11 protein-coding genes are annotated in these 12,012 nt (G+C 42.5%); 5 read left to right on the top strand and 6 right to left on the bottom strand.

Annotated elements, in window-relative coordinates; all coding sequences use genetic code 11:
* Positions 1 to 6 precede the first annotated feature (6 nt).
* Positions 7 to 1,050 (bottom strand): tRNA dihydrouridine synthase DusB, encoded by a 1,044-nt coding sequence (dusB, locus tag U0035_RS12600; protein WP_114790137.1) that lies wholly within the window; start codon positions 1,048 to 1,050, stop codon positions 7 to 9.
* Positions 1,051 to 1,171: 121 nt separating this feature from the next.
* Between dusB and U0035_RS12595 the strand changes: the two genes are divergently transcribed.
* From U0035_RS12595 to dprA, 3 genes are all read left to right on the top strand, one after another.
* A complete protein-coding gene (locus U0035_RS12595) occupies positions 1,172 to 2,224 on the top strand; it encodes a CPBP family intramembrane glutamic endopeptidase (protein ID WP_245957661.1) in 1,053 nt (350 codons plus the stop codon).
* On the top strand, positions 2,214 to 3,089 hold the full coding sequence (locus U0035_RS12590) for a phosphatidate cytidylyltransferase (RefSeq protein WP_114790136.1): 876 nt from the start codon (positions 2,214 to 2,216) through the stop codon (positions 3,087 to 3,089). The genes U0035_RS12595 and U0035_RS12590 overlap by 11 nt, the downstream gene beginning before the upstream one ends.
* Positions 3,090 to 3,162: 73 nt before the next feature.
* Positions 3,163 to 4,260: a DNA-processing protein DprA gene (gene dprA, locus U0035_RS12585; RefSeq protein ID WP_114790135.1), complete on the top strand. Its 1,098-nt coding sequence runs from the start codon at positions 3,163 to 3,165 to the stop codon at positions 4,258 to 4,260.
* A 66-nt stretch (positions 4,261 to 4,326) separates the two neighbouring features.
* On the opposite strand, the gene U0035_RS12580 is transcribed toward dprA, so the two are convergent.
* On the bottom strand, positions 4,327 to 4,554 hold the full coding sequence (locus U0035_RS12580; RefSeq protein ID WP_114790134.1) for a YtxH domain-containing protein: 228 nt from the start codon (positions 4,552 to 4,554) through the stop codon (positions 4,327 to 4,329).
* Positions 4,555 to 4,642: 88 nt separating this feature from the next.
* Positions 4,643 to 5,380 (bottom strand): ABC transporter ATP-binding protein, encoded by a 738-nt coding sequence (locus U0035_RS12575; RefSeq protein WP_114790481.1) that lies wholly within the window; start codon positions 5,378 to 5,380, stop codon positions 4,643 to 4,645.
* Between the two features lie 136 nt (positions 5,381 to 5,516).
* On the opposite strand from U0035_RS12575, the gene U0035_RS12570 reads away from it, so the two are divergent.
* The gene (locus tag U0035_RS12570) at positions 5,517 to 8,456 is read left to right on the top strand and encodes a M16 family metallopeptidase (protein WP_114790133.1); all 2,940 of its coding nucleotides are present in this window, start codon (positions 5,517 to 5,519) and stop codon (positions 8,454 to 8,456) included.
* A 139-nt stretch (positions 8,457 to 8,595) separates the two neighbouring features.
* Here U0035_RS12570 and darB read toward each other — a convergent pair whose 3' ends face one another.
* The 3 genes from darB to U0035_RS12555 form a co-directional block, all read right to left on the bottom strand.
* Positions 8,596 to 9,744, bottom strand: coding sequence for a dialkylresorcinol biosynthesis protein DarB (darB, locus tag U0035_RS12565; RefSeq protein ID WP_211316375.1), 1,149 nt, complete (start codon positions 9,742 to 9,744; stop codon positions 8,596 to 8,598).
* 109 nt (positions 9,745 to 9,853) lie between these two features.
* Positions 9,854 to 10,771 carry a hypothetical protein gene (locus U0035_RS12560; RefSeq protein WP_114790132.1) on the bottom strand — a complete coding sequence of 306 codons (918 nt, stop codon included), beginning with the start codon at positions 10,769 to 10,771 and terminating at the stop codon, positions 9,854 to 9,856.
* 8 nt (positions 10,772 to 10,779) lie between these two features.
* Positions 10,780 to 11,256: a hypothetical protein gene (locus U0035_RS12555; protein WP_162817800.1), complete on the bottom strand. Its 477-nt coding sequence runs from the start codon at positions 11,254 to 11,256 to the stop codon at positions 10,780 to 10,782.
* Between the two features lie 188 nt (positions 11,257 to 11,444).
* On the opposite strand from U0035_RS12555, the gene U0035_RS12550 reads away from it, so the two are divergent.
* A complete protein-coding gene (locus U0035_RS12550) occupies positions 11,445 to 11,984 on the top strand; it encodes a hypothetical protein (RefSeq protein WP_114790130.1) in 540 nt (179 codons plus the stop codon).
* Positions 11,985 to 12,012: the final 28 nt, after the last annotated feature.

Genomic DNA, 12,012 nt, shown 5'->3' with positions numbered 1-12,012 from the left:
CAGACCTTAGTTCACCGGGCATTTTTCGTGGTAATTGATCAGCTCAATGGGTGAGGCTTCAATTTCATAATTGGAGTAACGAACAATAATCTCATCCAGTATGGCCTCAATGTCATCGCCGTTATTTAAGGTCACCAGTTTACTGCGATATTCCTTGATATTCGGTAGCCCTTTGAGGTAATTAGCATAATGGCGGCGCATTTCATTAATGCCAACAACAGGTCCTTTCCATTCCAGGCTTTTGCGTAAATGCTTGCGCACCACGTTCACCCGCTCCTCTACAGTAGGCGGAGCCAGCAGTTCGCCGGTTTGAACAAAATGTTTTATTTCCCTGAAGATCCATGGGTAGCCAATAGCAGCGCGGCCAATCATAATGCCATCTACACCATAACGATTTTTATATTCAACGGCTTTTTGAGGACTGTCGATGTCGCCGTTTCCAAAAATAGGGATATGAATACGCGGATTATTTTTCACTTTGCCAATCAGCGTCCAGTCAGCTTCTCCTTTGTACATCTGGGCGCGGGTGCGTCCATGAATGGCCAGGGCTTTGATGCCTACATCCTGCAGGCGTTCAGCTACTTCTTCGATATTCAACAGGCCTTCATCCCAGCCCAGCCGAGTTTTTACGGTAACCGGTAACGATGTGCTTTTCACCACCGCTTCAGTCAACTTTACCATCAGGTCCACGTCTTTCAATACGCCGGCTCCAGCACCTTTCAGCGCCACTTTTTTTACCGGGCAACCAAAATTGATATCCAGGAGATCGGGCTGGGTAACATCTACAATTTTAGCAGCAAGCGCCAGGCTTTCCTCATCTCCTCCAAATATTTGTATACCAATAGGACGTTCGTAGTCGAAAATGTCCAGCTTACGGCGGCTCTTAATGGCATCACGAATCAGGCCTTCACTACTGATAAACTCTGTATACATCAGGTCTGCACCATTGTCTTTACACACAGCGCGAAAAGGAGGATCGCTTACATCTTCCATTGGGGCCAGCAGTAGTGGAAAATCAGGAAGAGAAATTTTATCGCCTATAGTTACCATATTTTAAATTTACTTGCTTCAATATGTTGACACATATATTGCGTGCGAGAGTGCCAAGACCAATTTGACCTGTGACATCCGGAATTGTAACCTACACTCATACAATAATTAATCAAAACCCGTGAAAACTTTTAATCTTATTTTTGCGCCTGCCGGTAGTATGTCGGAAACGTTCGGGCGGGCAAAAATACACACTTTTTTAAAAATGACAGACGAAAACAGGAACGCCTTGTTGAATGATACACAAGGAAGGGGAATGGGCGAAAAAGGAATATCTTATTTAGCGGGCTTTTTTATGCTGATTGCCTTTGGTGTAGGAGGTATGTTTATCGGAGGATTGCTGGGCATTCCGGTTGCTGCAGCCATAAGTGGCAAAAGCATAGCATTTATTACCGAAAACATCTCGACGCTGGCGGGTGACAGGACTTATTTGAGAGAAATGCAGGTAATTCAGACCTTTTCGGCGGTTTTTGGCTTTTTGCTGCCTACTTGGTTCACGGCGTCCCGCCTGAGCTGGAGCCCGATGAAACTGACTGGATTTAAAGGTGTTATAGCCGGAAGGGACCTGCTTCTAACCGTTTTTATTACTGTAGCAGCCCTTGCCTTAAGTGGTGCCTTGGGCTATTTTACGTATAAACTTCCTTTCCCGGTGGATTGGCGTATCGCTTTTGACAAAATGGAAAAGGGGTATGCTGAAACTGCAGCGGGTATTATTAACCTGGATTCTGTCCCCGAATTGCTTATTTCTATTGTTGTGCTGGCGCTGGTACCTGCCGTTTGCGAAGAGGCTTTCTTCAGAGGTGGTTTACAGAATTATTTATACCGCAATACAGGAAGACTTTGGGTAAGTGTAATTGTGGTAAGCGTGATTTTCAGCGCTGTACATTTTTCAGCGTATGGCTTTTTGTCGAGGCTGGCATTGGGTATTATCCTGGGTTTACTGTACCAGTATAGTGGTAGATTGTGGCTCAGTATTTTAGCCCATTTTATTAATAATGCAACGGCGGTGTTGGTAATGTATGTAGCCAGGTTGGACGGAAAATCAATGCAGGCGGTACTAAGCGATAAAGAAGGGAGTTACCTGGGTTTTCTATCTATTCCCGTTATTATTTTTCTTTTTATACAATACAGGAAGAATACCAAAAACTCACTAACTGCGACTGATGGCGTTTAACTGGTCAACCTTTTGGACACGTGCTTTTACCGCATTGATATTTGTAGCGGTAATGATGTTTGGGCTATTGTTTAACCAATGGAGCCTGTTCCTGCTGATTTCCCTGATCTACTTTGGTTGTTCCCTGGAATATAGTTGCCTGGTCGAAAAAATAACGGGGAAGTCTATCCATGCTCATCTGAAGTCAGGGATCAGCCTGATAGGTTATCACATCATTCTGCTGTTGGGCTCAGGCTCGCTTCAATTAGGCATCTATGAAATAAGGCAAAATTTTAGTTTACCTGTTCTAATTGCCGGTTTTATTTTGCTGGTCTGGGGTATTTTTAAAACAAAGATCATTTCAAAGAAGGTGATGGGATGGCTATCGGGGGGCTTGCTGTATACCGCTTTACCCCTGGGCCTTTTACTCAATTTGTCGGCACCGCAACAGGCAGCCCAACACGTACACCTCGGCAATTATATGGTGGTGTTTATTATCGGCAGTGTGTGGATCAACGACACTATGGCCTACCTCGCAGGTTCTGCTATTGGCAAAACACCCCTGAGTAAAATATCACCCAAAAAAACCTGGGAAGGAACTGTCAGCGGTATTATATTAAGCGCTGGTTTGACATGGCTGCTGTTTTCACTTATTTTTTTAAAATACATCGAATGGGAACTGGCAGTGCCTGGCATTATCATAAGCACTATTACTGCTATTTCCGGGACATTTGGAGACCTGTTTGAATCAAAATTAAAGCGGATGGCAGGTGTAAAAGACAGCGGTCGCATTATGCCGGGACATGGCGGTTTCCTGGACAGATTTGATTCTGTATTATTTGCAGCTCCCGCTGTTTGGTTGTTTATCAAAGCGTTTTACGGTTAGCGAAACGGGCCGGCAACCTGGTTTAGCGCTGATATATGAAATATTTTACGTAAGTTTAGTATGCTAAATCACTATGAACAACGCACTATTATACCAAATAGCACTTACGCTTGTTCCCAATATTGGCTGCGTGCAAAGCCGGGCCCTCCTCGAGCATTTTGAAGCTGAAGAAATCTTCAGGGCACCTAAGCGATTACTTGAAAAAATAGACGGCCTGGGAGAAATAAGGGTCAGGAGTATTAAGAGCTTCAATAATTTTACCGACGCAGAAGCTGAACTGGCCTTTGTTGAAAAATATAAAATACAGCCGCTTTTTATAGAGGATGAAGCTTATCCCAAAAGATTATTGAATTGCTACGACGCACCCATATTGCTGTATTACCGGGGCAATGCCAACCTGAATCAATCAAAAATCATTTCTATTGTGGGCAGCCGCACACATACCGATTATGGGAAATCTATTACTGAAACGCTGGTAACATCCCTTTCCAACGAAAATGTGCTGGTGGTGAGTGGCCTGGCCTATGGCATCGATTCGATTGCTCATAAAGCATGTTTGAAAAATGATATGGCAACAGTAGGTGTGCTGGCACATGGGTTAAACAAAATCTATCCCAACAGCCATAAGGAGATGGCAAAGGAGATGATACAGAAAGGAGGATTGCTTACAGAGTTCAGGCATACGTCATTGCCAGACCGGCATAATTTTCCCAGTCGTAACCGTATTGTAGCTGGCATGGCTGATGCGACTATCGTAATAGAAACAGATATCAAGGGCGGTAGTATGATCACCGCTGAGCTGGCCAATGGCTATAATAAAGATGTATTTGCGATACCTGGTAAGCTAACAGACAAAAAAAGCAGCGGTTCTAATCATCTTATCAAAAACAACAAAGCAATATTATTGACCGATGCCTCACAATTATTAGAAACGATGGGCTGGGTCAGTACCAGGAAGCCAAACCCGCCTGCTGCAAAGGAGTTATTTATAAGTCTTACGCCGGAAGAAAAAGTAATTGTTGGATTACTCAATGAAAAAGGAATGGTTAGCATCGATGATATTAACTTGCTATGTGGCCTAAATAGCAGTATGGTTGCAGTAAGCATCTTAAACCTGGAAATGAAAAATGTAATTCAAAGTATGCCGGGTAAGATGTACAGGTTGTACTAAAAGAATAGCCGCCCTGAAGGGGCGGCTATCATTAACTTATATAAGGTTTAATAGTTAAGTTCTTGCTTAAATAGCTTCAGAGCGAATATTCTCGGCTTTCATATTTGCGTAGTCTTCAATTTCATCTGCAGTATGCTCAAATTTGCCCGCCACACTATCAATAAAATCTGCAAATTGGTTTTTCAGGTCGTTGCCTTTATCGCTAATTCTTCTGCGTGTGTAAGTTCCTTTATCCGGAGCATATAAAACGCCCACTATCAATCCAAGGGCAAAACCTGTAAGTAGTTTATTCATAAAATGTTATTTTTCAGTGATTAAAATTCAAATATAGTTACAACAAATTTTTTGCCAAAACCCCTATTATTAAAATTTATTTAAAAAATTAATCCCGGTAAGAACGGCCCGTCAGCTCCAGGAATAGTCCCTCAAGCCCATCCTGGCGATGTGTTTGCAGTAAGTTCGTCAAGCTGTCTTTTACAATAATAGCGCCCTGGTCATAGAGGGCCACCGTATTACACAGATCTTCGGCCTCATTTAGCTGGTGCGAAGTGTACACTAAGGTAGTGCCGTCTTTATTGATTCCCTTCAAAAAATCGATAATAGCATTTCTTGATTGTACGTCTACCCCAACTGTTGGTTCGTCTAAAAACAATATTTTGGGGCTGTGCATGACGCCTATAGCCAGGTTCACCCTTCTTTTCATTCCCCCCGAAAAAGTTTTAACCGGTTTATGGGCTACCGAAGTTAAGCCCATCACCTGCAACAGCTCTTTACTTTTCCGGCGGGTAGTGGCTTTATCCAGACCATACCAGGCGCCAAAAAATTCCATATTTTCTTCCGGGCTCAGGTCTTCATAAAAAGAAAAATCCTGGGGTACCAGGCCGATCATTTTTTTTACTTCTTCTTTTTGGGAACCTATTTCCTTTCCCCATATTTTAATGCTTCCTTCTTTGTAGGGAAGCAAGCCAGTGATGAGGCTCATTAATGTAGTTTTCCCTGCGCCGTTGGGACCAAAAATGCCAAACCGCTCACCAGGCTCAATTTGCAGGTTCAACGCCTCAATCAACGATGACTGGTCTTTGTATTTGAAAGAAAGATTTTCTATAAGTACTGCATCCATGCTGCCACGAAAGTAAAAAAACCTGTTTAAAATGCCATCCATCTATTGTTTTGTCTTTTCATCCTATTAATAGGCTCACAGAAAACTATAATCATTAAATTTAACATCATATTTATTCTAATCAATATTCATTTTAATGAAGAAACTATTTTTAACGCTTTTGCTGGGAGGTGTATTATGCCAGACAGCAAAGCTCCAAAACAACTACCAGTGGGAAGAAACCCAATCAGCGAACGGCTACACTTATAAATATGTGTCCAACGACCCGATGGGGGTTCGTATTTATACGCTTTCAAACGGGCTTACCGTTATGTTAAGTCCCAACAAGAAAGAACCGCGCATTGCTTATCGCCTGGCCGTAAGGGCGGGCAGCAATACCGATCCTAAAGATCACACCGGTTTAGCCCATTACCTGGAGCACCTGCTTTTTAAAGGAACTGATAAGTATGGCAGTCTTGACTGGGAAAAAGAAAAACCCAAGCTTGATTCCATCGATGCACTTTATGAAGTGTATGGTAAAACTACCGACCCTGAAAAAAGAAAAGAAATCTATAAGCAGATCGATGCCGTTTCGGGGCGTGCCTCTCAATATTCTATTGCCAATGAATACGATAAAATGATGACGGCAATGGGAGCACAATCAACCAACGCCCATACTTGGGTGGAAGAAACGGTGTATGAAGAAGATATTCCTTCCAATGCCGTTGACAAATTCCTGGCCGTGCAGGCAGAAAGATTCCGCAACCCTATTTTGCGTATTTTTCATACCGAGCTGGAAGCCGTTTATGAGGAGAAGAACCGTTCTATGGATAACGACGGCTGGAAAGTGTTGGAAACCACCTACCGCAACCTGTTTCCTACGCATAATTATGGTCAGCAAACAACAATCGGTACTATCGAGCATTTAAAAAATCCATCTCTTACGGCAATCAGGGATTACTACCACAAGTATTATGTGCCTAATAATATGGCTGTGATCATGGCGGGTGATTTTGATCCGGATGTACTGGTGAAAAAAATTGATGCAGCCTTCAGTTATATGCAGCCGAAAACCGTAGCAGAATATAATCCGGCTCCGGAACAGCCCATCACCAGCCCGGTTATATCCGAGGTATACGGGCCCAGTGCAGAAAATATTACCATTGCATTCAGAAGCGGTGCCGAGACATCGAAAGACAAGCTGATGCTCAATGTAATAGATGGTATTTTTGCCAATGGGAAAGCCGGTTTATTAGACCTGAACCTGAATAAACAGCAAAAAGTGCTTTCGGCGGGTTCAACGCTTTCTCAATATAAGGACTATGGTATTTTTGAGTTAAAAGCTTCTCCCAAGCAGGGGCAAACCCTTGATGACGTAAAAGCGCTCTTATTAGGCCAGATTGAAGAATTAAAGAAAGGCAATTTTGATGATAAGCTCATCAAGGCCATTGCCGCTAATTATAAATTATCCAAGCTGAGCTCCCAGGATAATAATACCGTGCGTGTAAATACCATGGTAGACAATTTCATAAAAACAAAGGCGGCAACCTGGCAGGAGGACGTAGCTTTCCTGGATGCTATGGGTAATGTAACGAAGGCCGAAGTATTGGCGTTCGCCAACCAGTTCTTTAAAGACAATAACTACACGGTTGTTTATAAAAGAAAGGGAGAAGATAAAAGCATTACAAAAGTTGAAAAGCCGGCTATCACACCGGTTGAAACCAACGCGGGCAAGGAGTCGCCTTTTGTAAAAAACATTAATGCAATGCCATTGGCGGCTATTAAGCCGGTTTGGCTGGATTACAATACGGCTATTCAGAAGGGCAAAATAGATAATGCTGAAGTGATGCAGGTAGCCAACAAACAAAATGGCCTGTTCAATTTGAATTTCAGGTATGAAATGGGCAAATGGAATGATAAAAAGCTGCCATTTGCGCTTGAATACCTGCAATACCTGGGAACTGATAAGTATACTTCAGAAGAGATCAGTAAAGCATTTTATCAACTGGCGGCCAGCTTTTCTGCCAGTGCAGGTAACGAGGAGAGCAGTATTTCATTAAACGGATTGAACGAGAATTTTTCGCAGGCGTTGGAATTGTTAGAGCATTTATTACGCAACTGCAAACCCGATGCCGCCGCGCTGGAAGGATTGAAGAACCGGATGCAGAAAGCGCGTGCTAATGCCAAAGCCAATAAAGGTGCAATTATGCAGGGGCTGGTTAACCAGGCTACTTATGGCCCCCAAAATCCATTTAACTATAATCTGAGTGATGCAGAATTAAATGCAATAAGTGCAGAGGAGTTGGTAGCGATCATTCACGCCATGCCTTCGTTTAAGCACCAGGTTCTTTACTATGGTCCTTTGAGTCCTGCAGCTTTGAGTGCAGCTGTTAAAAAAGTACACAAAACACCGGCAAGCTGGGCGGCAATATCGGCCGCACAGAAGTTTACAAGAGTCGTGCAGGATGAGAACAAAGTATTCTTTAGCCATTATGATATGGTGCAGGCAGAAATGAGCTGGGCCAGGAACCTGGCGCCCTATGACTTTAAAAAAGAGGCAGTGGTAGATGTGTTTAATAATTACTTTGGCGGCGGCATGGGCTCCCTGGTTTTTCAAACCATACGGGAATCAAAAGCACTGGCTTACTCCACTTACGCATTTGTAGGTACACCAGCCAAAAAGACAGACCCCTTCTCCTTTATTGGCTATGTAGGCAGCCAGGCAGATAAATTGCCCGAAGCTGTAACAGCAATGAACGAGTTGATCAATATATTGCCTGACAGGGCCAATGCGTTTGAGCAGGCCAGGGGCAGCTTGTTGAAAGACCTGGAAACAGACCGGGTTGAAAAAATGGGCATTATATACAGCTATATTGCGAATCAGAAAAAGGGCTTAACCGGCGATCCGCGGAAAGCAAAATATGACCAGGTAAAGGCGATGAGCTTTAAAGATATCCAGGCTTTACACAACCAGGAGCTTTCAGGAAAAAAGTATAGCTATACTATTATCGGGAACGAAAAAAATATCAAACAGGAAGATCTCTCCAAATACGGTGCGTTAAAAGTACTGAATCTGGAAGAGCTGTTCGGGTATTAATATCAATTGTTATTGATTCAAAAATCCTCCTTACCATTTGGGCAAGGAGGATTTTTCTTTATGTCAGCACCATAAAGCAAACAAAAAGGCGAAGGAATTACTTCCTCCGCCTTTCAATATGATTTTTTACCCGATAATCCTATACAGCTGTCAATAAAGCGTACATATAGCTAAACCGGGAGCTTTCAGGCACCAACAAAAATACCTTGTCGCCTTTTTTCAGCTTTCCGCTGTTCAGTAACTCATCTACCATAAAGTAAACCGAAGCCGCCCCTACATTACCTACATAGCTGAGGTTTACAAACCATTTTTCATAAGGAATGGTGTGCCCCAGCTTTATATGCTCTTCATAGATTTTATCTTTAAAGAAGTTGCTGCTCATATGCGGGCAGTACCAGGTAATATCATCAGGGTTTAAGCCTCTTCTTTCAAAAAGCTCAGGCAGTGGTTTACCCCCTAACGGAACAATATTGGGACTTAACAGCTTAACATCCTGCTTGATGCTCATGATGGATTTTTCATTTAGCTCTTCATGGCTAAATTCCAGGTAGCTCTTCAATGTACCATCTTCCAGTTTTTCCGCACCGCAGTACATGCAGCTTTCCATATCATCAGCATAAGAAATGCCTTCCACCCATTCTACTTTGAGGCTCAACCCTTCAGTATTGGGTTGGTTACTCAGCAAAAAAGCAGACGCGCCATCCGATAACATCCAGCGCAAAAATTCTTTATCAAAGCTGATATAAGGGTTTTGTTCCAGCTCCTCCAGTTTATGTACTTCATCTTCAAACTGGTTGGCTACCAGCGAAGCAGAAAATCTTTCAGATCCTGTAGCCACGGCAATATCTGCATCCCCGGTTTTAACAGCCATATACGCATATTTAAACGCGTGCATACCGGCGCAGCAAACGCCGCTGGGAGACACCACCTCTAACTTGCCTAATTCAGGCAACCAGCCATGCGTCATTACACCATGCGAGGGCATAATCTGGTCGGGTGAAGACGTACCGCAGGAAAGCACATCTACATTCCTGATCCCTTCAGGATCATTTTTAAATAATTCTTTGATGGCCTCCGCTGTTAATTGTGCATTGGTATGTGTTGTTTTACCACCTTTTTCCAATGCATAATAGCGATTGGTAATACCATTGTTTCTTAACACAATTCTGCGCGACTTAGATGGCTTGCCATTAATATAGCCAAGGTATTCCTCCATCTCATCGTTACTCACCGGATTATTGGGAAAATAATGTGAGGTACGGTTAATATAAACTTCGTTCAATGACATAATTTTTTGATCCTTTTTATGAGCCTGGCTGATGAATTTGACTCACCAGTTTGCCACGCCTGTTTTTATCGTTCCGGCTAATTGGCGTTTCCTGTTTCCAACCAACTTATCAGATACGTTCTTTGTACTCCACTCCCCTGTAATACTGTATTTGCCTCCTGATCTTCTTCTGCGAGAAGGGGCGGAAAAATACTAAATCTACTGCTAAAATCAGGGGGGAGGCTACCAGCAGTGCGACGGCAAGATAATATTTATATACAATAAGTATATTTTTCCTTTTTTGAGGGAACTTGTTAATCAGATCCACCCATTTCTGGAATATCTTTCCCGCTTTTCTTTCAATAAACATCAACGAATACTTTACCGGAGTCGCACCTATTTGGCTTAGGTCCTGTTGCAGACCTTCCCAGTTATTTAAACGTAAATAATCCTTCACCACATTCCCGAACCGGGATGCCCCCGAGATATCTTTTTCAGATACGCCTGGTTTGGGGAATATACCCCATTTTCTATCCTTCCGGCCAGTTCCCAGCCAATGAAAAATGGTAAAATAGCTTAAATGATTTAAATGCCGGTCCACTAAGGCAATATTGCCAACCAGTCGTGCTCCTGCAGCCTGCAACAGTTTTTTGTTCTTTTCCTGTGCATTAATCCACATGTTCCGGCACCCGCTGATCGTAATTACCGGTGTGCCTTTAATTAGCGATTTGAATTTTTCATCCTGCAGAATCGAACTAAAGGGAATGCTCGGCGAAAGATTCCAGGGCTGCCAGCCCATTATCACCAGGTCGTACCTCTCAAGCTTTGTTTGCCAGGGTTCCAACGCTGTAGGGATAATATTTACCGATTCAGGAACTGTATCAAAGAAAACAGGTATCGACCAGGGAAAGGGAAACTCATGAACCGTTTTTATTTGCAGGTATTCTACCTCATTACCGTCTGCAACAACTGGTCGCAAAAAGCTCTCTACAATGGCCCTGGTTTGCCCTGATTGTGAAAAGTATACAGCTAAAATTTTCTTTCCCATAAATATTACTATTGCAGTCCCTTAAGCGCTTTGGACGTTTTGCTATATGATAGAACGGCTTTCTGCACAGCGTCCGGGAAGGATTTATAGGAAGCTTTTACTAACCGGGCATCGTCGGTAATATTATTATTATAACCAACAATTTTTGGGGCATTCTCCTGTATCATCAGTCGCAGAAACCTATATTCAGGGTTCTTTACTTCCTGGTTAATAGCCCCTTCCAGCAGTTTATGTCCCTGCTTAAACATCGAAAGTTTTTGTCCGGGTGTTTTCTGAGCTCCCGATTTCCGCATTAGTAATGCTCCGTGGAAGGCACTCCTGTCATTTCCTGCTAATGTATTGACAGCCTCCAGCTGCTTATTCCAAACGGAAGCACTGTTAGATGCCATTGCCTGATAAAAAGCCTGCTTGCCAGATCCCGTTTGAGCATGCGCTGCAAAAGACATTATTGCAAAAGCAATAAGACAACCGATTATTAATTTCATTGATACCCTCATATAGAAGTCTGCAAATTTATAGAATATACCCTTTTTATACTGAATAAAGTGAAACAATACATTTTATGTTTACTTCGGTACTATTTTTGTCCAACCGTTAATAACATAAATGCCCTCTAAATACTCTCATTTGCAATGAAGTCTTTAGATATTCTTCTACTTTAAAAGACTTTATCATGATCAAGATGAAAAAAATCGTTTTGGTGGTTGCTTTATTGTATTGCCAATTTTTAGTTAACGCGCAAAGTGGTTATAAACAGGCAATTGGACTTAGGTTTACTTCACATACCACATTTGATGTGGTGGCCCTGTCTTACAAATCATTTGTTTCTGACCATAGTGCATTGGAATTGAACCTCGGTTACGGGGGAAAAAGCTATATAGTTCCCAATACCGGGGGAACAACCAGTTACTCTCCTGGTTATAGTGTGTCAGGATCTTACCAATACCATGAATTAATTGAAACTGCTACCAATGAAAATTTGCACTGGTTTGCAGGCGGCGGTCTTAATTTCTTCAATATATCTTCAAAAAATAACGGTTATAATGGGTTTGGAACCGGCATATTTGGTACGGCGGGCATTGATTATAAATTTAAAACATCTCCTATAAATGTAACGGCAGATTGGAGACCGACTGTTTATATTTCTGCTCCTTCAGCATTTTTACCTATCCAGATCGGTACGTTGGGTTTGGCTGTAAGGTATACTTTTTAGTTTATTTCGCGGCATAGTTTATTTTTGA

The sequence above is a fragment of the Niabella yanshanensis genome, assembly GCF_034424215.1.
GTDB classification, from domain to species: domain Bacteria; phylum Bacteroidota; class Bacteroidia; order Chitinophagales; family Chitinophagaceae; genus Niabella; species Niabella yanshanensis.
The sequence above is the reverse complement of the archived record's forward strand: the minus strand, read 5'-3'. Positions and strand labels throughout refer to the sequence as shown.